We start from the raw sequence: 23,986 nt of genomic DNA, 5'->3' as shown, positions 1-23,986 counted from the left end.
CTTAGCATTTATATCATATTATGACACAGAACCGTTGGAATTGCTCTCTTGTTTAGCAAAAATTTTATTATAGTATTATTTTTACAGAGTGTTGCCATAAATACTGCAGTTTCTCTTTAAAACTATGGGATAAAAATATCAACGTACCAGATGATTAAATTCTAAATTCACACTAAAATAATCGTTAGAATTTAGATGTGTTTGAATAGTTGAATCGATATACAAAGAGACTTTTCTCCACTTCCCTTATTGTATGACAAATAGGAATGACGTATCAATTATTCTCAGTAATTCACTATATGTAAGTGTTTATGTTATTCAACTTTATAAGTTCTTATCATCACTTCCACCTAAACTATAAAAAAGCATGAGATAGCAATTCTATTTCACTATCTCACACTCTATAAGAAAAAAAGTAAAAGTAAGTCGTGTAGCGTGTATAAAGTTGAAGGCCTATTTCTTTTTGTTCATTTTTAATGAAGTTAACCAACCGATAGCTACCAGCAATAGCATTACAGACCAGAAAATAATTTGCCATAAGGCACTGTGCGGAAACGCTTCTGGTAAGATCGCAATATCTTTATGAGCTAGAACTAAGACTACTAATTTAATACCTACCCAACCGACGATAGCGAAAGCAGCACCCTCAAGACCAGGATATTTATTCAAGAGTTCTACAAACCATGTAGCTGCAAATCTCATTAAGATAACGCCAATCATTCCGCCTAAGAACATGACACCAAACTGGCCTAAGTCCATGCCACCAAAGTGCACTCCAACTTTCGGAAGTGTAAACGCGATGGCCATAGCGGCTAGCATTGAATCTATAGCAAAAGCAATATCGGCAAATTCAACTTTTAATACCGTACCCCAAAACTCACCTTTCCCAACTTTATGTTCTCCCTCATCTTCCTCGCTATCTGAAGCGTCGGGATCACCATGCTTTTCAGCCCCATGTTTGAAGAAATGGTAGAGGTTTTTACCAGACATATAGAGGAGGTAAATCGCACCTGCAGCTTGTATAAACCAGAAATTAACGATAATACTAATTAAGAATAAAGCTAGAAACCTGAAAATAAATGCACCTAACAATCCATAGAATAGCGCCTTTTTCCTTTGTTCAGGAGGAAGATGCCTAACCATAACGGCCATTACAACAGCGTTATCAGCTGCCAATAACCCCTCTAAGAACACTAATACAACAAGGACCCATAAGTAAGGGAGGATTAAACTCAGATCCATCATGGACAACTCCTTTAAGTTTATAAAATATAAATAGAGACCTATGCTATCCAGCATAACAATGTTCATCTTCTGAGAAATCAACATCATATACTATAGCAAAGGTCTCACTTAGCATTAATATTTGCCCACTTTACCGGAAGAATAAACTTCGTAATGACGACAAAGTGATACTACTCATAAATTAGTTATGAACCGTGTAGTCGCATCTTAATTATTTAACACGAGCACAACTGCATTTATAAATAGTTAAGTTACTCCCCTCTGACTTATTAGAGCCATAGGTTTTCTATTCGAAAGTAATTATACACAATTAAAACAATTATAACAAACTATATAATCTTATTTCGGGGAATTTTTCTTCAAACCAACGTGTTGCAAATTCATTTTCAAATAAGAAGACAAGTTGGTCATATCTATCTTTAACGAGAATAGAACGTGACGTGTTCATCTTTTCAGCGATATCTTCTTCGTTTTCGATCCAACGTGCAATTTTTTGCCCTACAGGTTCCATAACAACCTCTACATTATATTCATTTTTTAAGCGATGTTCAAAAACTTCAAATTGTAATTGTCCCACAGCACCTATAATAATTTGATTTGTGTGAAGGGTCTTATAGTATTGAATCGCCCCTTCTTGTACCAATTGTTCAATACCTTTATGGAAGTGCTTTTGCTTCATTACATTTTTAGGCGATACTTTCATAAAGCGTTCAGGAGTAAATTGAGGTAAATCTTCAAACTCAAATTTTTGATTGCCTCCGACTAGTGTATCACCGATTTGATAATTACCTGTATCATATAAACCGATAATATCTCCAGCAACTGCATGGTTTACTGTCTCTTTATCGTCCGCCATAAACGAAGTCGAGCGCGAAATTTTTTGCTTTTTATTCGTTCTTTGGAGTTTCAAATCCATCCCTCGCTCAAAAGCACCACTAACGATACGCATGAAAGCGATACGGTCTCTGTGTTTAGGGTCCATATTCGCTTGAATTTTAAAGATAAAGCCAGAAAAATCTGTATCAAAAGGACTCACTTGACCATCATTCTTAGTTTGGCGTGAATTAGGCATAGGTGCATGATCTACATATGCATTTAAAAAGTTCTCTACACCGAAATTAGCAAGCGCCGATCCGAAGAAGACAGGTGTTAACTCACCGTTAAGTAACGCTTCTGTATCAAACTTCTCACCAGCTTCTTCTACAAGCATAAGTTCCTCTATAGCTTGTTCAAATGCACTGTCATTCACTATTTCATGTGTTTCTTCTAATTCATAATCATCGTTTAAATGAAGAAGGTTCTCTTCATCTCTAAAGGGCTCTATCGTTCTATCTTTACGATCGATAATACCGAAGAAATTCTGACCCATACCGACAGGCCAATTCATAGGATAAGTATCGATATTTAGCGTATCTTCAATCTCATCGAGCAATTCAAATGGCTCTTTACCCACACGATCTAATTTATTGATGAATGTGAATATAGGAATGCCTCGCATTTTACAAACTTTAAATAACTTTAGAGTTTGCGGCTCAATACCTTTAGCACAATCGATCACCATCACTGCACTATCCACAGCCATCAAAGTACGATAAGTGTCCTCAGAAAAATCCTCATGCCCTGGTGTATCTAATATATTGATATTGTAATGATCGTAATTAAATTGCATGACTGAGCTCGTTACAGAGATCCCACGTTCTTGTTCAACCTTCATCCAATCACTCGTTGCAAACTTCCCTGTTTTCTTACCTTTAACCGTCCCTGCTTCTCTAATGGCACCACCAAATAGAAGCAACTTCTCCGTTAAAGTTGTCTTCCCCGCGTCGGGGTGTGAAATAATAGCAAAGGTTTTTCTCGATTCTACTTCTTCTTTAATAGACATACCTATACTCCTTTATTTATATTCTAACCATCCAACTAATTTATGCGCGACTTGCTTAGCTTCTCCTTCATCCAATAGAGAAAAGAGACTCATAACAAGCGCTTCGATTTGTTCATATTTACGCTTCGCCTTTGTTATTGTAACAGACCATTCAAGATCAGGAATAGCTATCATGTGGCTGGGACATAATGTAATGTCTCAGTCTCTTTCAGCATCTTGGCAGTAGATGACTGATTTGAAAATGCGCTTGTATCAAGCTTTTTTCAATTCTAGTCATCCTTGCCGGGGCGGGACTACGAAATCTTTTTACTCAAATTAGATTTCTGTCCCGCTCCCTTCAACATCTCGGCAGTAGATGACTGATTTGAAAACGCGCTTGTATCAAGCTTTTTTTAATTCTAGTCATCCTTGCCGGGTCGGGACTACGAAATCTTTTTACTCAAATTAGAATTCTGTCCCGCTCCCTCCATCATTATATATGTACCCATTTAGCTCTTCTTTTTCAATTAATAAATGATTAATCAGCATGGGGTTCCCCACCAAATTTCTCGTATGCCGCTTCTAAACCAATTAAGTCATCGCGATGGGGAACTTTGATATGCCCCGGCATAATCTGATAGGGTTCTCTCCCCTTTGAAGCTAACACTACAGTATCTCCTGGTTCGGCCACTTCAATAGCATGACGAATTCCCTCAGCCCGGTCCTCAAATTCGATATAATTAGAATGTGTAGCACCTTTAGCTAATTCGGCAGTAAGCATTTTTGGATCGTCATTAGCCGGATTATCAGGTGTGAAGATCACATAATCTGCACGGCATGCGACTGACCCCATTTCCGGCGTCTTACCCATATCCCTTTCACCTGCCATGCCAACTAGGAAAATGAGTCGACGTTTAACAAAAGGTTTAACAGCGTCAATCAATTTATTCATTCCATCAGCAGTGTGTGCATAGTCGATAATGAGATCTATAGGTAAGTCAGGATCCAGAACCTCTAATCTTCCTTCAACTGGTTCTAAGTTAGCAACAATTTCGCTCAGTCTTTCAAAACTGATACCTTCACTCCACACTGCTATAAGTGCTGCCATAATATTAGAGATGTTAAATTTACCTACATAAGGAGATTTAATTGTAAATTGCCCGAAAGGAGTTACGAGATCAAAGGTAACGCCTTGTAACGATTCGTGAATATTCGTAGCCATAAATTGAGCCTCGTTATCTATTCCATAAGTGAAAACTTCAAATGGGGTAACGGCTTCTAGATGCTTAGAAAATTCATCATCGTTGTTTAATACCACGTATTTTTCTTTTGAAAGGTCTTGTCCTAATTGACTAAACAATAGAGACTTTGCATGACTGTACGCTTCCATTGTGCCATGAAAATCTAAGTGATCTTGAGTTAAATTTGAGAATATAGCTACATCAAATTCCACACCTCTCAAACGTCCTAAAGACAAACCGTGACTTGATACTTCTAATGTCATCGCTTCAGCTTGTTTATCTACCGCTTCTTTAATCTTTTTAGTTAAAGAGACTGTCTCAGGTGTTGTGTTTGCACCTTTAGATTTTTCTTCATTAATTTGAAAGCCATTGGTCCCTAAATAAGCACTATTTCTATTCAACGCTCTATAAATGTTATGTATCATAGTCGCGATTGATGTTTTACCATTCGTACCCGTAACGCCATAGGTTGTCAGTTTTTTACTAGGAAAATTAAATAATTTATTAACTAATAAACTGGCCACTCTTAAAGTATCTGGCACAATTACTTGTGTGACTTCCCCATCTATTTGTTGTTCTTTAGCAACTACTACAATCTTACAACCATTATCTACAACTTGTTGACAAAAACGGTGACTATCTACAGTATAGCCAACTGACGCGACGAAGATACTTCCTGACTCAGCTGTTCTTGAATCCGTAGTTATATCCTTAATATCGTGGTCTAAAGATCCTATGACTTGTTTTACTTTTATCTTGTCAAATAAAGCCTGTGCATTCACAATACTCTCTCCTTTAAATCATTCCTATTCATTATACACCTTTTGGGTATGGGACATAAAGGGCTTTAACTAGAGAGAAAGAGGCTGGGACATAAATCCCAACCTCTTCAACATCTCGGCAGTAGATGACTGATTTGAAACGCGCTTGTATCAAGCTTTTTTCAATTCTAGTCATCCTTGCCAGGGCGGGACTACGAAATCTTTTTATTCAAATTAGATTCCTGTCCCGCTCCCTTCAACATCTCGGCAGTAGATGACTGATTTGAAACGCGCTTGTATCAAGCTTTTTTCAATTCTAGTCATCTTTGCCGGGGCAGGACTACGAAATCTTTTTATCCAAATTAGATTCCTGTCCCGCTCCCTTCAACATCTCGGCAGTAGATGGCTGATTTGAAAACGCGCTTGTATCGAGCTTTTTTCAATTCTATCCATCCTTGCCGAGGCGGGACTACGAAATCTTTTTATTCAAATTAGATTCCTGTCCCGCTCCTACTTTCATAAGTCTTATCCTTGAAGGTTCATTCTCATTGAATACGATGAACTCTTTATGTCCAAATCGATTGAAATTGTCCTACCCTCACCTATTTAAAAACAATACAAGCGTACTTAAAATATACATTTTAAACTTTGTATTTTCTATGTAAACTCTATTTAAACTTTTATATAATAAGTATAAAATTGAAATGAAAATCGTGCGATTCATGTTATGCTACAAATAGGTTAGTATTGAGTCACTTTAAAATTATTATAAGTCGTATTTAGTATGACTCATACAACTTCAAATTGTAAAATGATATAATAGTTAGAAATATAAATACGTGACTTAGTTGTTCTTGTTGAACTATATTTATTTCTATCTATTGAACTAGACGCTTCATACTGCTTTCACACATGATTAAAATGCGTTACACTAATTTTGAACTAATTATGAACTAAATTTGAATTATTTTTTGAATTAAATTTGACTACTGGAGGGTGACTTTATATGGTTACTCAATATAAAAAGATTCTTATTATTACTGGTTCGTTTGGGAACGGTCATTTGCAAGTAACTCGAAGTATAGTTAATCGATTTCAACAAATGAATTTAGATCATATCAAGATAATTGAGCATGACTTATTTATGGAAGCACATCCAATTATTACCACTATTTGTAAGAAGTGGTATATTAATAGTTTTAAATATTTTCGTAATACTTATAAACAATTTTACTATAGTCGCCCTGATAAGTTAGATAAATGCTTTTATAAATACTTTGGTCTAAATAAACTATTAAATTTATTGTTAAAAGAAAAACCGGATCTCATTCTTCTTACTTTTCCAACACCAGTAATGTCAGTCTTAACCGAACAATTTAATATGAACGTTCCAGTAGCTACGGTTATGACTGATTATCGTATGCATAAGAACTGGATTACTCCTCATTCTGAACGTTATTATCTCGCGACAGAAGAAACGAAAGAAGAGTTTAAATCCATAGGGATCCCTGAGGAAAATATAAAAGTTACAGGTATACCAATAGCTGATAAATTTGAAGAAGATATCGATAAATCAGCTTGGCTTAGTCAGAACGGTCTAGACCCGACTAAGCCGACTATACTCATGTCTGCTGGTGCTTTTGGTGTATCAAAAGGCTTCGATGAAATAATTAAGTCTATACTTAATCGTAGTCCAAATTCACAAGTAGTGATGATTTGTGGTAAAAGTAAAGAGCTTAAACGTACGCTTGATGCTCAATTTAATTCTTACTCAAACGTGTTGATACTAGGCTACACTCAACATATGAATGAATGGATGGCTTCCTGTCAACTCATGGTCACTAAACCTGGTGGTATCACTATCTCGGAGGCTTTAACTCGAAAGATCCCACTCGTCTTCTTAAACCCTGCGCCCGGGCAAGAGCTCGAGAATGCTATATACTTTGAAGACAAAGGATTTGGTAGAATAGCTCTGACACCTGAAGAAACTATAGAAGTAGTTTCAGACTTATCTAACCACCCGCGTGAGTTAGCACATATGTCTAACTTAATGAGCGAGGCTAAAGTATCTCACTCTACTTATAAATTATGTAAGGATTTATTAGACTTACTTTATACTTCTACTCAAACGCAAGAAATTTATGGAAAGGTGCCGTTATATGCAAAGTTCTTCGTCAAATAACACAACGATTAGTAAAAATTTTGTTCTCATGCTACTCATTCTCTTTTTAATGGAGTTTGCACGTGGCATGTACGTTCTCGGTTATCTTTCAATGTTACCAACCGCTACTAAAGTAGCAGTAGGTATTACTTCTTTAGCGGTATCTGTTCATTTTATAGCAGATGCCGTTACTAATTTTATCATTGGTTTTATACTTAAGCGGTTAGGTACTAAGATTGTGCTCACCCTCGGTTTTTTCTTGGCTTTTGGAAGCTTGTTCTTAGTTATTTGGTTCCCTACACAACCTTTTGTACTTATTTTAAGCGCCGTGCTCTTAGGTGTGGCGGTGAGCCCTATTTGGGTAATCATGTTGGCGAGTGTAGATGATAGAGCTCGTGGCAAACAAATGGGCTACGTTTACTTCGCTTGGCTGTTAGGTCTACTTGTGGGTTGGATAGGCATGAATTTAGTATTCAAATTCAGCCCTACCAAGTTCGCCTTTCTCATGGCTCTTGTTGTGCTGATTGCTTGGGTTATGTATTATTTTGTTAGAATACGTTTAACGAACTACGATACTAGACCTGTCAAAGCGCAACTCGTGCAAATTGTCGATGTAATGAAGCGCCATTTAGTACTGTTTCCAGGTATATTGCTTCAGGGTACAGCTATCTCAGCTTTACTCCCTATATTACCGACTTACGCTCAGAAGACGGTAGGCGTTTCAACAGTTGAATATACACTCACTTTGATTATAGGTGGAATCGGTTGTACCATTTCGATGTTATTCTTATCAAAGGTTATAGATAGAAATAGCAAACAATTTATGTATTCTATTGTGTTCGGTGGCTTCGTTCTTTATATGATTCTCATATTCGCGTTAACATTTATAACCAACGTCTATATTGTATGGTTACTCGCGCTAATCATAGGATTAATGTATGGCGTCCTGTTACCCGCTTGGAATACATTTATGGCTAGCCATATCAATCCTAAAGAACAAGAGGAAACTTGGGGAGTATTTAATAGCGTACAAGGCTTCGGTGCGATGCTAGGACCGCTACCAGGAGGGCTTATAGCTCAGTTTACTGGAAGTGAAATTAACACTTTCTATTTTTCAGCAGCTGTTTATCTCTTCCTTGCAGTCTTCTATGGAATTTACTTCATGAAGCATCGCAGGGATTAATACAATCCGTCAGAAGATATCGCGACAAAAGCGTTTAGGGTTTGAGGAGGGGGCCCCACCCCAACACAGAGAAACTGATAAATCAGTTTCCACAAGCACTGCGAGTTGGCGGGGTCCCAACACAGAGAAACTGATAAATCAGTTTCCACAAGCACTGCGAGTTGGCGGGGCCCCAACACAGAGAAACTGGTATATCAGTTTCTACAAGCACTGCGAGTTGGGGCGGGGCCCCAACAAAGAGAAACTGGTAAACCAGTTTCCACAAGCACTGCGAGTTGGGGAGACCCTATAAAAGCGAAGCCGGAGGCTGGGACATAAAGGTCTTTGACTAGAGAGAAAGAGGGAGCGGGACAGAAATCTTTTTATTTAAATTAGATTTCTGTCCCGCTCCCAAGAAGAAACACTCAGATGAAATGAATTAAATCATCTGAGTGTTATTTTTTCTGGGATTTATGTCTCAATATCTAACTCAGTACATCTAAAATCACAAATTATATTAGCAATTACTAAAAAAGCACTAAGGCGATTTCATTTAACAAATCACCTTAGTGCTTTTTCGTGTGAAACTTAATTTAACTTTACTGTGAATATTTAATAATTTATGGAGAAAGCGTTCTTATCCTTCTAATTTATAAGTTTCGACGATCTTCCATTTTTCTTCGTCATTGTCATAACGCAATAGCGTTAGTTCATCGATAGTTTCCTTGTGGTCTACGCCTGCTAACTTCATTTGGCCATAGATGTCTTCAAACTCTTGACTTGTTAGGTCTTGAGCAATTGTAAAGTGAGGTACGAAAGGATGCTCAGCCTTGCCATAGAAATTATCATCATTAAATTGATCAAACAATTTCTGCAAAGTATCATTATTATCAACTTTAAAGTAGATTACATTTTTAGTAGGTGCAAAGCTAGACGCTTTAGTAGCATGAATTTCAGCGGCCGGAATACCTTCAATGCGGTTTTTCACTTCATTCTTGATAGAATCTAAATCACTGTCATTCGCTTCAAACGCGCTTTTAATAGTTAAGTGAGGTTTAATTAAAGCATAATGAGAGTCATAACGCTTACGGTAAGAATTCACCTCATCTTGAAATTCTTTTGACGGAATTAATGTTAATCCTAAAAGCATTTAAATTCCTCCTTTGTTTATCTTATTATACATTATATCAAAATTCTGAATAGAGCGTTACTTATAACTAAAGGTTAAGCACTCTATTTCTAAAACGATATGTCATCTGATAAGAAATAGATCAGTAAATCCTCTAATAGTCCTTGCCAGGACTTCCATTGATGACCGCCCTCAAATTCTTGGTAATGTGTAGTAATGTTGTGTTTGTCTAATAGCTCATGCAACGCACGATTTGGAGTTAAAAAGTCAGCTTCAGCGCCAGTTGTCGGTAAATTAAACTTCTGTTCTTCAAGCCCCACTGCGTGCCATATTGATAGTTGTTCTTTAAATTGGCACCGCTCCACTAATTGATTGATAGGTTCGGCGTATTGAGGGCTCAACACCCCAACCTGACTAAAGATGCGTGGATAGGATAGAGCGGTAAGTAGCGCGATACTCCCCGCCAAGCTGTCGCCTAATAGCACGCGACCGTGACCAACCTTATAAGTAGCAAAAGTGTTGTCAATAAATGGCAGTAGCTCTTGCGTTACTGCCCTAACAGTTTGCGGAGCTTTATCACCTTGAGGATGAAATTCTCTTCGTCTATCATCAACAGTTTGATAATGAAAACCTATAAATATTGCTTTCTCAATTTTCTCTTCTTTTCTTAACTTTTCATACTTGCGATGAACTTGGCCAAAACTAAAAAAATCTCGACCATCAAAGCAAATCACAACTTTATGTTTAAAAAGTTCAGTATAATCTTTCGGTAAATATACTGATAAAGTGATGTTACGGTTTAGTATATCACTTGGAAATTCAAAAGTTGTAATTTTTCCAGGTTGAAATTCTGTCATAGTTAAATACGCCCCCTAGTTAGCATACTATCATTGTACCAAGAGACGTATAATTTTAAAATATTAGTATTTGAGGTCGGGACAAAAGTGTTGCGGATGAGAGCAGAACCAAACGATGAGCAAAATTATTGTTCAAATCATGTTTAACCGCGAGTGTTTCTGTCGACCATCCTGCTGCTGGGATGCCGTTGAACGGTTTCCCAGTGCCCAGAAACTCTATGTCTCAACCTAATCAGTAATATCGTTATTCAAGTGTTTTTCATTTTTTAGTCGTTCAGGATAGTCTTTTAACCAGAAAGTAGCATTCGGTACTTCCCGAGGATCTGGTCGATAAATTGCGTAACGTCCCGATCCTAATCGTTTCCTTTGTATTTCATAATCTTTTAAAGCACTCAACGCTTTTCTATGAAGTATCCAGATGGCTATAATATTAAGCCAAGCCATCATTCCTACCCCTAAGTCACCCATTCCCCATGCTAAATCAGCTGTCTTTACACATCCGTAAACTGTAGCAATTATAAGTAATACACGAGTAATATTTATCCATAACTTAGTCGTCGCATTCGACGCATTTCGAGTTAGATATGAAATGTTCGTTTCAGTAATATAGTAGTAAGCTATAATCGTCGTAAATGCGAAGAAAAATAATGCTATAGCAATAAAGTAAGAGCCTATGCCTGAAAAAGCTGGATCAAAGTGATAGTGACTACCTTGGAACGCCTTATCAATACCAGCCTGAGCATACATCGCTGTACCAGTATAATCCCTATCGCCATTCGACATCTGAACAAATATTCCATTATCTTTAATTAAATTTGGTTTCCCGTCAGAGCTTGTCCCGCCATCTGTGACATTGTAAGTTCCTGAGATTAAAATAATTAGAGCCGTTGCAGTACAAACAAATAACGTATCTACGTACACAGAAAATGCTTGAACTAAACCTTGTTTCGCTGGATGTGAAACTTCAGCCGCTGCTGCTGGGTGAGGACCAGTACCTTGACCAGCTTCATTAGAGTACAGACCGCGCTTTACACCTATCTCAATCATCGCACCGAATATACCGCCGAAAGCAGCTTCCATGCCGAACGCTGATTTGAAGATCAAACCAAATAATGCAGGCACTTGATCGATGTTTAGTACGATGATAATAATAGCCATTAAGATGTAAGCAATAGCCATAAATGGTACGAAAGCAGTAGCTACGTTGGCTATTGATTTAATGCCCCCAAAGATAATCAGCGCTAGTAATACTGCTAAACCTATAGCTACTATCCAAGGATTAATGTTAAAAGCATTAGTCATGGAGCTCGCTATCGCATTTGATTGCACACCTGGTAGTAATAACCCTACAGAAATAACAGTGACCACTGCAAACACTAGCGCATAAATCTTACCGATTCTGCCCTTAATTCCTCTTTCAATATAGAAAGCTGGACCACCTCGGTATTCGCCTTTCGTTTCTTGTTTATAAATCTGACCTAAAGTCGATTCAATAAAGGCGCTGCTTGCTCCTAAAAAGGCAGTTACCCACATCCAGAATACTGCACCGGGACCACCGATAAATATAGCAGTTGAAACTCCCACAATATTCCCCGTACCTACTCTACCTGCGAGCGATAAGGCAATAGCTTGAAAACTTGATATACCTGTTGGTGATTTCTCACCTTGAAACATTAAGCGAATCATCTCTTTGAAATGTCTCACTTGAGAGAATTTTGTGAAAATTGAAAACAAAACTCCCGTTAGTAATAAGCCAATGACGAGAGGCTTACTCCACACAATCTCATTCAACCATGATACAATCTGCTCTACCATATGTATCACTCCCCCTTATCTAACATTACATAAATCGTAATGTTTTTATAGATTATACTCTTTATCAGATAGAGCTTCAACTTAATTTATAAAGACTATGTAAAGATATGTGCGCAAATGCTCTGAATTCATTATTATAGATCGCATTTTACGTCGATAAGATTGCGTAATGGAGCCCCCCCACCCAATTATATTTATCACAAGTGAGTAAAATATTGAGCACTTATGTTTGACTCATCTTACACACCAAGGTTAGGTCACGTTTCATTCTCGTCTTAAATTCGTTTTATTGTAGGGAAAATAGCTGATCGAGTATTTAGTTGAAACGCTTAGACGTTGTTAAACTCAAGAGCAATTTCATTATTAAATAGACTTTCTGACGTATTAAATTTATTTTTAATATACTTTTAAGATATAGTAATTTGGGAAATGATATAGAGAGTGCAGTATTTACGTAATTATAGCCATTTTAACGTAACGCAAAGTATAAATAGATGATGAGCGCAGTATGATATCAATAACTTTGCAAAGGATTCTTTTCTCAGGATGTCGTGTGCAGCTCACTGATAAAAATATCCTTTTGTTAAACGTTCTAATGAGCTATACTAAAATGTAACTGTAAATTAGTTTATTAGGAGGAAGCTAACCAATGTTAAATAAAGTTTGGTTTAGGACAGGGATAGCACTTATCATCTTGTTCGTATTAATTAAATTGGTTATGGAAGTACATCAAGTTTTCACTCCATTTATCATCATTATTCAATCAGTGTTACTTCCATTCCTACTCAGTGGTTTTCTATTTTACATATGTCTACCACTGCAAAAGTTATTAGAAAAGTATAAAGTTCCTCGCTGGGGAAGTATACTCATTATCTTCATTGTGCTCTTTGCTTTAATTGCACTAGTCATAGGGGTCGTTGGCCCATTAATGGCCACACAAGTTGAAAATCTTATTTCACAAATCCCTACTCTCCAACATGAAGCACAAGATCTTATTCACTTTGCACTAAATCAAAAGGATCGTTTACCGAGCGATGTCACTGATCGAATTAATAGTATGGTGAAATCTGCTGGTGATAGTACTACAGATGTGCTCTCTAACTCTGTAAGTTATATATCATCATTTATTTCAACACTCTTCCTGTTAATCATGGTGCCGTTCTTCTTAATATTTATGCTTAAAGACCATGAACGTTTTATACCGTTTATTGCGCGTCTTTTTAAAGGAGAACGTAAAGTCTTCGTAGTCAATCTATTAAAAGACTTAGACCATACCTTGAAATCATATATTCAAGGACAAGTACTGGTAAGTATTATCTTAGGTATTATGCTGTACATCGGTTACTCATTAATTGGATTGAAATATACAGTATTACTCGTCATGTTCGCCAGTGTAGCGCACTTAATACCTTTCCTAGGTCCATGGATGTCATTTATACCCGCTGCGATAATAGGTATTATTGAAAGTCCTATTACGTTTATCTGGGTTTGTATCATTACGTTGATTGCACAACAAGTTGAAAGTAATGTGGTAACGCCAAATGTTATGGGTAAATCTTTAAGCATTCACCCATTAACTATAATCGTCGTTATCCTTGCTTCAGGCGAACTAGGAGGATTCGGTTTAATCATCGTAGCTGTTCCACTATATGCTGCAATTAAGACGATTGTTAAAAATGTCTTTAACTACCGTCAACATATTCTAGAAAAAGCTAATAGTGATGTTAAAGATTAGAAGATAAAAAACATACTAAGATGAGGGGAGCGGGACAGAAATCTAATTTGAATAAAAAAGATTTCTGTCCCGCTCCCTTTTTACTACTCTTATTTAATCGCGTGGAAACCAGCATCAACATGAATATTTTCACCAGTTACACCACTTGATAAATCTCCGAGTAAGTACGCAGCCGTTTTGCCTACTTCCTCTTGATCCACATTACGCTGTAATGGCGCACGTTCTTCAATCTCTTTCAGAATCGCATTAAAGCCACCTACACCTTTAGCACTTAGTGTACGTATCGGACCTGCAGAGATAGCATTAACACGGATGTTATCTGCACCTAAATCAGCAGCTAAATAACGCACATTAGCTTCTAAACTTGCTTTAGCTACGCCCATTACATTATAGTTCGGCACGGCGTATTCTCCACCAATATAAGTAGTAGCTACTATACTACCACCCTCATCCATGATCTTTCTCGCTTCTCTAGCTACAATCGTTAATGAGTATGAACTTATATCCTGAGCTAATAAGAAGCCATCTCTTGAAGTATCTGAGAAGCGACCTCTTAATTCTTCAACATTAGCAAATGCAATAGAGTGATAGACACCATCGATACGACCGATTTCTTTACCAATCTTTTCAAAACCGTTAACCACATCTTCATCACTTTGAACATCGATTTGGTATAAGTGCTTTTCCGTTTGGTTTAAGTCATCTACTAGTTTCTCTAATTGCTTTAAACTACGTTCTTTACGATAAGTAAACACTAATTTAGCACCTAATTGGTCTAATACTTTTGCCACGCCAAAACCAATGCTTCTCTTGTTCGCAATACCCATAACTACGAACGTCTTACCTTCTAAACTAAACATATCTTTAACTCCTTTTTTAACTTAATTCGGTTTACAAGTGAATTCAGTTACTATAGTCATCCCGTCAACACTTGCTTACGAAACGCGCTTGATTATTCCACTAAACATTTTAACATTGAGACTAAATGATAAACAATTGTTATTACATTTAACGCACTAGTTTATGGGAGCGGGACTACGAAATCTTTTTATTTAAATTAGATTTCTGTCCCGCTCCCGATAGATTAACTATCCTAGTAGTTAAAATTCTAATTCTCGTTTTAATTCATCAACATATTCTTTTGACCCTGTAACGATAACACGATCTCTATAACGTAATTGCGTATCGCCATGAGGGACGATAGATTCATTGTTACGTATAATACGTACGAAGATAATATCGCCGCCAAATGGGAAATTTCGTAACTGTATACCATCGAATTTATGGTTTAGCATAGCAATCTCGTATAGCGATGTTTCAACATTACTCAAGAGGTTTAACATATTCGGCGTTTCAATAAGGCCTTTGAGTAAAATCTTATTACTCGTAAAACTACTAAATATCTCAATTCCTTCTCGTCTCAATTCTTGATCATCTGAGTTTGATTCTAGACGACATATGACCCTTTTAATACCGTGCGCTTTAGCCATAAGCGCCACATTTCGGTTGATATCATCATCATTGGTCGAACATACGATAATATCTTGCTCAAATAGGCCTAATTTCTCTAATAAGTCAACTTCATAATCTGCTATTTCGATAATTGTGATATCATCGGACAGTCGTCGATTATCGCTTAAATCGTTACGATAATAAAGCGAGACTTGATACAACTGGGATGATAAATTCTGTGCTATAGGTATAGTTAATTGATTCTTACCTATCATACTGACCTTAATACGCCTTGTACTTTCATCCGGTATGGGGAAGAGCTTCTTAAATACTATCGGTACAAATACGCAGGTTAGCACTGCACTCAACACTAATATACCAGAAAGGTTGGCTGATATAGCACCTAACTGTTCAGCAATCTTAGCGGCTGCTATAACTAAGGATAGCGTCGACGTTAATAAGAATGCCGATGCTATCGTAGTACGCGTATCAAACCATCGCCGGATATAGAATACAGGAATGATCTTTGAAGCTAGGAAGGCGATAATTAATATAGGTATAATGATTAACATGGATGGCTCTTTAATCAAGGCTGGTATATTTAAATCCACACCTACCATGATAAAGAATATAGGAATAAAGAAGCCGTAGCCAAATGAATCTAACTTCTCAATCATATCTTGGTCCGGTCCTAATAACGAGACCACCACCCCTGCTAGGAATGCACCTAAGATATTTTCAGCTCCTACACCTTCAGCTAAAGCTACTAAAAATAAAATAAGAGCGAATACTGCCCGTATACCAATTTGAGTCGTTCCATCCATTAATTTGCGTAGATAAGTGACTTTCTTTAACTTTACACCTAATAGATAGAAGACGATTGCAACCACGACGAGCACCAAAGTTAGCCATAATGGTGCACCGCTTTTAGCGTTTAAAGCACCATACGCAGTTAACAGTATCATCGTTGACAAATCAGCTAATACAGCTACAAGTAAGATAAACTGCCCTATGGTCGTGCGCATGATGTTCATTTCTTTTAACGTCGGTACTACAACCCCTAAAGAAATGGTCGATATAATGATGACCATGAGCAGTACGTCATCGATCAGTCCGAACCATTTAAATAGGTAAGCGAAAACGATTGAGACAACCATGATCAGAGCAAACACAGTTGTAGCCAATCTCAAATGACCGGGCGACTTTGAATCAGACTTTTCTTTCCCACTCGTTCTAGTGTCCTTTTTGAAGGCTTTAAAATCTATCTCTAAACCACTTAGAAACATGAGGAAGATAAATCCTAAAGTGGATAATATCTTCAGCATGGCATCCTTCTCAACGATATTGAGAAAAGAGTGACCAAGTATAATACCCATCAATACCTCTGCGATCACAATAGGGATGAAATTTAAATTTAGTCTATTGATGATAATTGGAGTAAGAAACGCAGCGAGAACGACGACGACTAAAGATACAAATTCCATAGGTCCTCCTTACGTTAAGTAATTCATCAATGATGTAGCTAATCCAAAGTAGATTAACATACTGATGATGTCGTTTATTGTAGTTATGAATGGTCCACTTGCCACAGCAGGGTCAATGTGAAGTTTATTCATAATTAGTGGTATAACCGCACCCATGAGTGTACCTACTGTCATAGCTGCAGTTAAACTTGCTCCAACTATCAGAGCTAGTATCGGTTGATGATGGAGAATCATAATACACAATATCAGTAATACACCACAAACTACGCCACTTAAAAGACCGCTTCCTGCTTCTCGCAACGCCACTAGAAATTTACTCTGCTCATTTATTTCTCCGGTTGAAATCTTACGCACTGAAACGGCCAGTGATTGTGTTCCTGAATTACCTGACATCCCGCTAATGATAGGAATGAAAGCACCTAATAATGCGACTTTAGAAAGCGTATCTTCAAAAGAACCAATTAAAGTAGCAGTAATCATACTTAAGAATGTCAAAGTAATAAGCCACGGCAATCGTTTACCGGCTGTCTTAAATATCGAATCATGTTTAGCGTTTACATCTGAAACCCCTGCTAAACGTGAGTAATCTTCACTAGCTTCTTCGTCCATAACATCTAAGATATCATCGATAGTGATAATACCGAGTAGATGATCTTGATAATCAACAACTGGCATGGCGATGAAATCATAGTCTCGCATCTTTTGAGCAACGTCCTCTTGGTCATCAGCCACATTGGCGCTTACGACACGTTCACTCATTATATCTTCTATGTACGCATCATTCTCTGCCACAATTAAATCTCGCAGTGATAACACGCCGACCAATTGCTTATGGTCATTAACAGCAAAGATGACGTAGATCGTTTCAGCATTTGGCGCCTGCTCTTTAACGTGCATTAAAGCCTCTTTAACAGGTGTGGTTACTTTAAGAGAAATGTACTCCGTAGTCATTATACCGCCGGCTGTGTCTTCTTCGTAATGAAGTAAGGCTTTGATCTCTTTAGCATCTTCTTTATTCATTAAAGTAAGCATACTTACAACTTTCTGCTTGGACAATTGATTCATGATATCAACAGCATTGTCATATGACATGTATTCTAGCACTTTACTAGCATAATTAGCATTCATCGAATCAAATAATGGGTCGTATTCTTCTTCTTCAAACTCAAGTTGTTCAAAGAAATCTGCCACTTCTTCAGGAGATAATACTTCGAAGATATGCTGTCTAATCTCATTATCACTATCTTCGAAATATTCACTTTGTTCATACGTATGCATGCCGAGAAATTCATCTCTAAATTCATCGATGTGATTATCTATTAACAATTGATCTAACAATTCTTTATTGTATACTTCTTTTTCATTTAAATATTTATTATCGTGCTCGTTTGCCATAGCACACACCTCCAAACCCTAACAATTACACCATATTGAATATAGTTTCTATTGATTGGTATTTATCTTTTATGACTATTTCTTTCTTAGTTATAGGATGTATAAATTGAACTTCAACACAACGCAGTAACTGTGACTTATAGTTATGGTGCTTTCCCTCATACAAATCATCCCCCACTATAGGATGACCTATGTACGCGAAGTGCACTCTGAGTTGATGGGTCCGTCCGGTAATTAATTGTGCACGACACAGACTATACGCTTGTGACCTGTTAATTAGCTCTAATTTCGTAACTGCAGGTTTCCCATCCGTTCGTACTTCACGTCTAATAATGCTATTATCAGCTCTCGCAATAGGCGCACTAATTGTAAAGTCATTAAAGATGTGCCCATAACAAATAACATAATACCATTTTTGCATCTGGGCATACGACATTAAATGATGTATGAAACCGTGCTTTGCAAATATAACGATACCTAGAGTATGACGATCGAGGCGTGTTACTATATGAGGCACAACTTGAGACCCACGTTGTTGTAAATAGCCTATAACTTGTTCGATTAAACTCGCATGAGGATGTTCTCTTGATGGCGCGCAATTTTGATTATTAGGCTTTGAAACTATGATGAAATAATCATCTTCATATAAGATATTCAATGGTTGCACATGAGGGATTAAATATGAACTGTAAGTCTCTTTAGGTAGATACACTTCTAGCTTATCACCAATGGAGAGTTGATAACGGACGGTCACTTTCTGACCATTAACTAATAAAGCACCATTACGTTTAATGGCACTTAACGTCTTTTTAGAATAGAGTTGCCGTTGAAGAAAATGACGCAGTAAAGTTTCTTCCTCAACTAGATAACTAAAATGCATTAGTCATCTTCCTCGCTAGAGATGAAGGAGTCGTGGACACGCTTCCAAAATGGAAATGGTCTAAAGCGAGCGAATCTAATCTTCTCATCTGCTACACGAAACTGTATGGAATTCACATTCTTATGTCGAATACTTACATGGTCAATAGTAGTTAAAATTGTATCGATATTTACTGGTTTAATTAAACATGTATGATGTTTAGGTAAGACCAGCGGTGAACCCACTGTTCTAAACACTCTATTATTGATAGACGCAATTTCTGTTAATTGCATCGCTTCTAAAGATGGATGGATTAAAGCACCACCTAACGCTTTGTTATAAGCAGTTGACCCAGATGGTGTTGATACACATAAACCATCTCCTCTGAAACGTTCAAATTGCTTACCTCTTATATTTACATCAACGACTAATGTGGAGCCATTTTCTGTTTTCATAGTTGCCTCATTCAAAGCTAAATGACGCGTTTCATAACCGTCATTATTATAACGAACGATCAGCTCTAATAGTGGGTATTCGATAACTTGAAATTCCGAGTTCGTAATTTCAATGATAAGTTTTTCCACTTCGTGTGGTAGCCAGTCAGCATAAAATCCTAGATGACCCGTATGCACACCAACAAATGCGCACCTTGAAAGCATATGGCTATATTGATGGAAGGCTTGCAACAATGTGCCATCTCCGCCTACAGATATTACAATTTCAGGATCTTCTACGTCTTCAATCATCTCAAAGTCTTGCATATAATTCATCATCTTATGTTTTAATGCATTGGACTTTGAATCGCCTTTAGATAATATCGCATATCGCATGCTTACACCCCACTAGTCGTTATCATGTTTTTTGGCCCGCTTTTTAGAATAATACTTTTGAGCTTCTTGAATCTCTTCTTTAATTTCTGACATTTCTTCATCTAATAAATATGCTGCTTCCGCTGCACGCTCTAGCCGATGTTGTATTTGTGGAGGATAATCTCCATCATATTTATAACGCAAAGTATGTTCAATTGTCGCCCAAAAGTTCATAGCTAATGTGCGTATTTGTATCTCAGCAAGTATTTCTGTTCCACCACTTAATGTCTCTATAGGATAAGCAATTATGACGTGATAAGAACGATATCCACTTTGTTTAGTATTATTAATATAATCGCGCTCTTCAACAACGCGAAAATCTTCACGCTGTCTCAGTAAATCAACGACGACGTCAATATCATCTACGAATTGGCACATAACCCTTAACCCAGCGATGTCATACATCTCTTCATGCAAACGATCAAAGGGTATTCGTCTCTTATTTGCCTTATCTATAATGCTAGTCATAGGTTTCACGCGGCCAGTCACAAATTCAATAGGTGAAGCTTGTTCACTGACATCATATTGTTTACGTAAACCCTTTAATTTAATCTTTAATTCATCTACAGCTTGTTTATATGGAGCTAAAAACAGATCCCATTGATTCATAATGTTCACTCCGCTTCGGTACTACCGCTAATTATTTTAACTCGAAGGTTTCTTCTACCTCACTAACAAATTCTTTACCGTAGTTAGAGTTACCTTCTATATTATCGAGGATATAATTTAACTCCTCCTCGAAATGCTCAAGTTCAAGTTCGTCATTTACTATAACCTTTTTCCCCTTATGATTATGTAACATTGACCACGTTTCTTGAACGAAGAGTAAATAGGAATATGACTCACCATCGTCAAGTATATATGCGAACGCATAATTATCGCTATCTACGAGCATTTGGCCTGCCTCAGTTAATCCTTTAGTAGACTCTTCAGTATAGCACATAATGCTATCATCAGATATTTTAATTTCATTTACATAAATACGCATACGCTTCCTCCTTATTCGCTAATTATTTTAACATAATTCATTTATACATAACACGTTACAAGTAATACGTAGATTGATTCAGAATATCAATATTAAATACTAAACAATCCTTATATCATCTTCAATCGACATTACTTTTAAAATTTCGCCGTGTTCTTCATAATAGGTGTGAAGGAGTGAATGATATGGCAACGAATAACGAAATAGAATTCAAACAATTGTTAAGCGAGGAACAATACTCACAACTTAAAAACGATCACTTTAAACATACTCCAGCCTTCACACAAACAAATTATTATATAGACACACCTGATTTCACTTTAAAACACCATCTGTGTGCATTAAGAATTAGAAAAAAACATAATACTTTAGAAATGACTTTAAAGGTTCCAGCTAAAGTCGGCTTACTTGAATATAATTTTGAGACAAATGTTCAACCTCACATCGGAGAGCAACTTCATCCTTCCGCCCTTCCTCAGGATATAACAGAAGAACTTGAGTCCATTAATGCTAACATCCATCAATTAGAAATACTAGGTTCCCTTACCACTACGCGAATGGAAGTAGCTAAAGGAGACAATTTACTTGTCTTAGATAAAAGCGAATACTTAGATGTAACCGATTACGAACTGGAGTATGAAGTAGATAACTATGATGAAGGACGAGTAGAGTTTCGACAATTATTACAGTCATACGGAATTGATTACCAAGAACCTGATAATAAAGTGAAGCGCTTTTTTGACCGCAAGGAGCTGCTAACTCATAAGTACTAGTTAGTAAGAACTTATCCCTCCCGACATGCTATAACCTTGTAGTCACCTATGTTATACGAAGTCAAATTACTTCCATATGTAACGATTCATGTTATATTAATAGTAGATTATTCAGAACTGGTGAGAATATGAAACAAACACCTTATGAAATCATTGGAAAAGACGCGCTTTACGCTATGATTGATCATTTCTATAGATTAGTTAAACAAGATGATAGAATTAATTACTTATTTCCTGGTGACTTTGAGGAAACAAGCAGAAAACAAAAGCAATTTCTAACTCAGTTTTTGGGCGGGCCTTTACTGTATACTGCTGAGCACGGTCATCCAATGTTAAAGATGCGCCATATGAATTTCCGCATTACTCCATATGAACGTGACGCTTGGCTAGAGAACATGCACATTGCTATCGAGGCTGCAAACTTTCCGTCCGGCGTCGGTGAGTATTTATTTGAAAGACTTAAACTGACAGCTAATCATATGGTCAATTCCGAAAATTAATTGTAGGTGAAAAAACATGACTGGAGAATTAAAGATGTTACAACCTAATAGTCGTGAAGATACAAATCTTTCACCTGTAAGTAAAATTGAGATCTACTCTTTCTTCGATCCGTTTAGCAAAGATTGTTTTAAACTATCTGCTATTCTATCTAAATTACGTATTGAGTATAAACAATATATTCGTGTTCGACATATACTAAACCCCTCTTTGCGTGTTCTAACTAAATGTCAGGCTCAAAGTACTTCTGAACTAGATAATATCGCCCTTGCCTATAAGGCTGCAGAACTGCAAGGACGGGTACGAGCTGAACGTTTCATACACTTAATTCAAAATGAAATTATCCCTAAAAGAGATATCATTACCGAAGATATGGTCAGTGATTGTATATGTAATGCAGGATTGGATTATAGCGTTTTCAAAGAAGACCTTCATCATAATAAGCTGAAAGATAGCCTACAAGTTGATCTGCATATAGCTCGGGAAATGGAGATTGATGAAGCACCATCATTAGTCTTTTTTAGCGAAGATGTTCATGAGGAAGGACTAAAGGTAGAAGGGCTTTATCCTTATCATATTTACACTTATATCATCAATGAGTTAATAGGTCATTCTATTGAAAAGGAACTCCCCCCTTCTTTAGAGGGTTACATTCAATACCAACAGCTCGTCACGAAAGAAGAACTACTGACTATATACGAATGGCCAGAAAAAGTCCTCAATAAAGAGTTAAAAAAATTAGCTTTACAACAAAAGATTGAAAAAGTCAGTTGCTTAGAAGGGCATTTTTGGAGAGCTAAGATATAAATAGATATAATTCTACTAAAGAAAAATATGGGAGATACAGTTTAAATAACTATATAAATACTTTTTTTATAAGCTATCTATACGTTCAAGGGAGCGGGGCAGAAATCTTTTTATTCAAATTAGATTTCTGTCCCGCTCCCTCTTTTTTGATTTAATCTATATAATATACGATTCAAGACCTTATATAACGCATATTTTCATATTTGATAAATCTAGAGATAAACCGAACGCGACGAAATCAGTTTAACCAACCGAAAGTAGAAAGGGCCTCTAAATCATTACTGTGAAAGCGATTATAGAATGAAGATAAAAATATAATTTGCGATTACAATTGTGAAGCACTGTATGTTGGAAACAGCAATATCTGTCATTTAACACTACTAACACCTACCAGCCGGCTAAGAGCCTAAATGGTACAAGTAAATATGATAAACATACGATTCATAAAATAATTAGTTTTAGACTACCAGGATTTAAATTTCAGAGACGAGCATTGGTCGGCCTATCTAATACTAGAAGATATCGCTTTGGATAAACACACTACCATTTGAAAGAGGCTCAACTAAAAGGATGAGGAAGAAAGCAGAAAGATGAAGACTCTTGTTAAGTCAACGCTCTCAAAGTAATCACTTAACAATGAGGGGATTTTGTCGAAAGATAGCAAACTAGATAGTGCTAATAAATTTTTAAATGAATTGTGAAAAGTCAATTTTTCTTTTTCGCTATTAAACTTCTTCTCTTATAAATTAAGTCATCAATTCCCCTTCAACTTACTTCGACGAGATCTACATCTATGAACAGTCAGGATATCCACTTTGTAAAGTATAGTTCTTATGAAACACTTTTAAAGCTATAAACCTTTCAAACGCATTCATATTCACTTTAATGAATACA

At 36.7% G+C, this 23,986-nt stretch carries 21 protein-coding genes; 7 read left to right on the top strand and 14 right to left on the bottom strand.

The window, feature by feature from the left end:
• Nucleotides 1-453: 453 nt before the first annotated feature.
• From N9R04_RS04890 to N9R04_RS04875, 4 genes are all read right to left on the bottom strand, one after another.
• Nucleotides 454-1,242 (bottom strand): TerC family protein, encoded by a 789-nt coding sequence (locus N9R04_RS04890; RefSeq protein ID WP_262855434.1) that lies wholly within the window; start codon nt 1,240-1,242, stop codon nt 454-456.
• 322 nt (nt 1,243-1,564) lie between these two features.
• On the bottom strand, nt 1,565-3,127 hold the full coding sequence (locus N9R04_RS04885; protein ID WP_262855433.1) for a peptide chain release factor 3: 1,563 nt from the start codon (nt 3,125-3,127) through the stop codon (nt 1,565-1,567).
• 12 nt (nt 3,128-3,139) lie between these two features.
• Nucleotides 3,140-3,301 (bottom strand): YueH family protein, encoded by a 162-nt coding sequence (locus N9R04_RS04880; RefSeq protein ID WP_262855432.1) that lies wholly within the window; start codon nt 3,299-3,301, stop codon nt 3,140-3,142.
• Between the two features lie 343 nt (nt 3,302-3,644).
• Nucleotides 3,645-5,129 carry a UDP-N-acetylmuramoyl-L-alanyl-D-glutamate--L-lysine ligase gene (locus N9R04_RS04875; RefSeq protein ID WP_262855431.1) on the bottom strand — a complete coding sequence of 495 codons (1,485 nt, stop codon included), beginning with the start codon at nt 5,127-5,129 and terminating at the stop codon, nt 3,645-3,647.
• Nucleotides 5,130-6,114: 985 nt separating this feature from the next.
• On the opposite strand from N9R04_RS04875, the gene N9R04_RS04870 reads away from it, so the two are divergent.
• The 3 genes from N9R04_RS04870 to N9R04_RS04860 all read left to right on the top strand — a co-directional run bounded on the left by N9R04_RS04870 (nt 6,115) and on the right by N9R04_RS04860 (nt 8,770).
• The gene (locus tag N9R04_RS04870; protein ID WP_262855430.1) at nt 6,115-7,290 is read left to right on the top strand and encodes a diglucosyl diacylglycerol synthase; all 1,176 of its coding nucleotides are present in this window, start codon (nt 6,115-6,117) and stop codon (nt 7,288-7,290) included.
• Nucleotides 7,268-8,452 carry a lipoteichoic acid biosynthesis MFS flippase LtaA gene (gene ltaA / locus N9R04_RS04865; protein ID WP_262855429.1) on the top strand — a complete coding sequence of 395 codons (1,185 nt, stop codon included), beginning with the start codon at nt 7,268-7,270 and terminating at the stop codon, nt 8,450-8,452. The genes N9R04_RS04870 and ltaA overlap by 23 nt, the downstream gene beginning before the upstream one ends.
• A gap of 105 nt (nt 8,453-8,557) precedes the next feature.
• Complete coding sequence (locus N9R04_RS04860) at nt 8,558-8,770, top strand: hypothetical protein (protein ID WP_262855428.1); 213 nt, start codon at nt 8,558-8,560, stop codon at nt 8,768-8,770.
• Nucleotides 8,771-9,068: 298 nt separating this feature from the next.
• Here N9R04_RS04860 and N9R04_RS04855 read toward each other — a convergent pair whose 3' ends face one another.
• The 3 genes from N9R04_RS04855 to N9R04_RS04845 all read right to left on the bottom strand — a co-directional run bounded on the left by N9R04_RS04855 (nt 9,069) and on the right by N9R04_RS04845 (nt 12,232).
• Nucleotides 9,069-9,581, bottom strand: a complete 513-nt coding sequence (locus tag N9R04_RS04855) for a YjcG family protein (protein ID WP_262855427.1) — start codon at nt 9,579-9,581, stop codon at nt 9,069-9,071.
• A gap of 89 nt (nt 9,582-9,670) precedes the next feature.
• Nucleotides 9,671-10,417, bottom strand: a complete 747-nt coding sequence (locus N9R04_RS04850) for an esterase family protein (protein ID WP_262855426.1) — start codon at nt 10,415-10,417, stop codon at nt 9,671-9,673.
• 228 nt (nt 10,418-10,645) lie between these two features.
• Nucleotides 10,646-12,232: an alanine/glycine:cation symporter family protein gene (locus tag N9R04_RS04845; RefSeq protein ID WP_262855424.1), complete on the bottom strand. Its 1,587-nt coding sequence runs from the start codon at nt 12,230-12,232 to the stop codon at nt 10,646-10,648.
• Nucleotides 12,233-12,881: 649 nt separating this feature from the next.
• Between N9R04_RS04845 and cozEa the strand changes: the two genes are divergently transcribed.
• Complete coding sequence (cozEa, locus tag N9R04_RS04840) at nt 12,882-13,967, top strand: lipoteichoic acid biosynthesis protein CozEa (protein ID WP_262855423.1); 1,086 nt, start codon at nt 12,882-12,884, stop codon at nt 13,965-13,967.
• An 89-nt stretch (nt 13,968-14,056) separates the two neighbouring features.
• On the opposite strand, the gene fabI is transcribed toward cozEa, so the two are convergent.
• From fabI to N9R04_RS04805, 7 genes are all read right to left on the bottom strand, one after another.
• Nucleotides 14,057-14,827 carry an enoyl-ACP reductase FabI gene (fabI, locus tag N9R04_RS04835; RefSeq protein WP_262855422.1) on the bottom strand — a complete coding sequence of 257 codons (771 nt, stop codon included), beginning with the start codon at nt 14,825-14,827 and terminating at the stop codon, nt 14,057-14,059.
• A gap of 240 nt (nt 14,828-15,067) precedes the next feature.
• Nucleotides 15,068-16,903 carry a monovalent cation:proton antiporter family protein gene (locus N9R04_RS04830; RefSeq protein ID WP_262855420.1) on the bottom strand — a complete coding sequence of 612 codons (1,836 nt, stop codon included), beginning with the start codon at nt 16,901-16,903 and terminating at the stop codon, nt 15,068-15,070.
• Between the two features lie 9 nt (nt 16,904-16,912).
• Complete coding sequence (gene mgtE / locus N9R04_RS04825; protein ID WP_262855419.1) at nt 16,913-18,298, bottom strand: magnesium transporter; 1,386 nt, start codon at nt 18,296-18,298, stop codon at nt 16,913-16,915.
• A gap of 25 nt (nt 18,299-18,323) precedes the next feature.
• Nucleotides 18,324-19,178 (bottom strand): RluA family pseudouridine synthase, encoded by an 855-nt coding sequence (locus N9R04_RS04820; RefSeq protein WP_262855418.1) that lies wholly within the window; start codon nt 19,176-19,178, stop codon nt 18,324-18,326.
• Nucleotides 19,178-19,987, bottom strand: coding sequence for an NAD kinase (locus N9R04_RS04815; RefSeq protein WP_262855417.1), 810 nt, complete (start codon nt 19,985-19,987; stop codon nt 19,178-19,180). The genes N9R04_RS04820 and N9R04_RS04815 overlap by 1 nt, the downstream gene beginning before the upstream one ends.
• Before the next feature lie 12 nt (nt 19,988-19,999).
• Nucleotides 20,000-20,635 (bottom strand): GTP diphosphokinase, encoded by a 636-nt coding sequence (yjbM, locus tag N9R04_RS04810; RefSeq protein WP_262855416.1) that lies wholly within the window; start codon nt 20,633-20,635, stop codon nt 20,000-20,002.
• 31 nt (nt 20,636-20,666) lie between these two features.
• Nucleotides 20,667-21,014: a UPF0738 family protein gene (locus tag N9R04_RS04805; protein ID WP_262855415.1), complete on the bottom strand. Its 348-nt coding sequence runs from the start codon at nt 21,012-21,014 to the stop codon at nt 20,667-20,669.
• 185 nt (nt 21,015-21,199) lie between these two features.
• Here N9R04_RS04805 and N9R04_RS04800 point away from each other — a divergent pair, with 185 nt between their 5' ends.
• From N9R04_RS04800 to yjbH, 3 genes are all read left to right on the top strand, one after another.
• Nucleotides 21,200-21,787, top strand: coding sequence for a CYTH domain-containing protein (locus N9R04_RS04800; protein WP_262855414.1), 588 nt, complete (start codon nt 21,200-21,202; stop codon nt 21,785-21,787).
• Between the two features lie 128 nt (nt 21,788-21,915).
• A complete protein-coding gene (locus N9R04_RS04795; RefSeq protein WP_262855413.1) occupies nt 21,916-22,287 on the top strand; it encodes a truncated hemoglobin YjbI in 372 nt (123 codons plus the stop codon).
• 16 nt (nt 22,288-22,303) lie between these two features.
• A complete protein-coding gene (gene yjbH, locus N9R04_RS04790) occupies nt 22,304-23,092 on the top strand; it encodes a protease adaptor protein YjbH (RefSeq protein WP_262855412.1) in 789 nt (262 codons plus the stop codon).
• Nucleotides 23,093-23,986: the final 894 nt, after the last annotated feature.

It is taken from the genome of Staphylococcus marylandisciuri (assembly GCF_025519785.1).
Taxonomy (GTDB): domain Bacteria; phylum Bacillota; class Bacilli; order Staphylococcales; family Staphylococcaceae; genus Staphylococcus; species Staphylococcus marylandisciuri.
The sequence above is the reverse complement of the archived record's forward strand: the minus strand, read 5'-3'. Positions and strand labels throughout refer to the sequence as shown.

Excerpts from the sequence above, each read along its gene's own strand:
- cozEa (WP_262855423.1), top strand. The coding sequence starts at position 12,882 with ATGTTAAATAAAGTTTGGTTTAGGACAGGGATAGCACTTATCATCTTG.
- fabI (WP_262855422.1), bottom strand. The coding sequence starts at position 14,827 with ATGTTTAGTTTAGAAGGTAAGACGTTCGTAGTTATGGGTATTGCGAAC.
- mgtE (WP_262855419.1), bottom strand. The coding sequence starts at position 18,298 with ATGGCAAACGAGCACGATAATAAATATTTAAATGAAAAAGAAGTATAC.
- N9R04_RS04800 (WP_262855414.1), top strand. The coding sequence starts at position 21,200 with ATGGCAACGAATAACGAAATAGAATTCAAACAATTGTTAAGCGAGGAA.
- N9R04_RS04805 (WP_262855415.1), bottom strand. The coding sequence starts at position 21,014 with ATGCGTATTTATGTAAATGAAATTAAAATATCTGATGATAGCATTATG.
- yjbH (WP_262855412.1), top strand. The coding sequence starts at position 22,304 with ATGACTGGAGAATTAAAGATGTTACAACCTAATAGTCGTGAAGATACA.
- N9R04_RS04795 (WP_262855413.1), top strand. The coding sequence starts at position 21,916 with ATGAAACAAACACCTTATGAAATCATTGGAAAAGACGCGCTTTACGCT.
- N9R04_RS04815 (WP_262855417.1), bottom strand. The coding sequence starts at position 19,987 with ATGCGATATGCGATATTATCTAAAGGCGATTCAAAGTCCAATGCATTA.
- N9R04_RS04890 (WP_262855434.1), bottom strand. The coding sequence starts at position 1,242 with ATGGATCTGAGTTTAATCCTCCCTTACTTATGGGTCCTTGTTGTATTA.
- N9R04_RS04870 (WP_262855430.1), top strand. The coding sequence starts at position 6,115 with ATGGTTACTCAATATAAAAAGATTCTTATTATTACTGGTTCGTTTGGG.
- N9R04_RS04820 (WP_262855418.1), bottom strand. The coding sequence starts at position 19,178 with ATGCATTTTAGTTATCTAGTTGAGGAAGAAACTTTACTGCGTCATTTT.
- ltaA (WP_262855429.1), top strand. The coding sequence starts at position 7,268 with ATGCAAAGTTCTTCGTCAAATAACACAACGATTAGTAAAAATTTTGTT.
- yjbM (WP_262855416.1), bottom strand. The coding sequence starts at position 20,635 with ATGAATCAATGGGATCTGTTTTTAGCTCCATATAAACAAGCTGTAGAT.
- N9R04_RS04845 (WP_262855424.1), bottom strand. The coding sequence starts at position 12,232 with ATGGTAGAGCAGATTGTATCATGGTTGAATGAGATTGTGTGGAGTAAG.
- N9R04_RS04855 (WP_262855427.1), bottom strand. The coding sequence starts at position 9,581 with ATGCTTTTAGGATTAACATTAATTCCGTCAAAAGAATTTCAAGATGAG.
- N9R04_RS04885 (WP_262855433.1), bottom strand. The coding sequence starts at position 3,127 with ATGTCTATTAAAGAAGAAGTAGAATCGAGAAAAACCTTTGCTATTATT.
- N9R04_RS04880 (WP_262855432.1), bottom strand. The coding sequence starts at position 3,301 with ATGATAGCTATTCCTGATCTTGAATGGTCTGTTACAATAACAAAGGCG.
- N9R04_RS04850 (WP_262855426.1), bottom strand. The coding sequence starts at position 10,417 with ATGACAGAATTTCAACCTGGAAAAATTACAACTTTTGAATTTCCAAGT.
- N9R04_RS04830 (WP_262855420.1), bottom strand. The coding sequence starts at position 16,903 with ATGGAATTTGTATCTTTAGTCGTCGTCGTTCTCGCTGCGTTTCTTACT.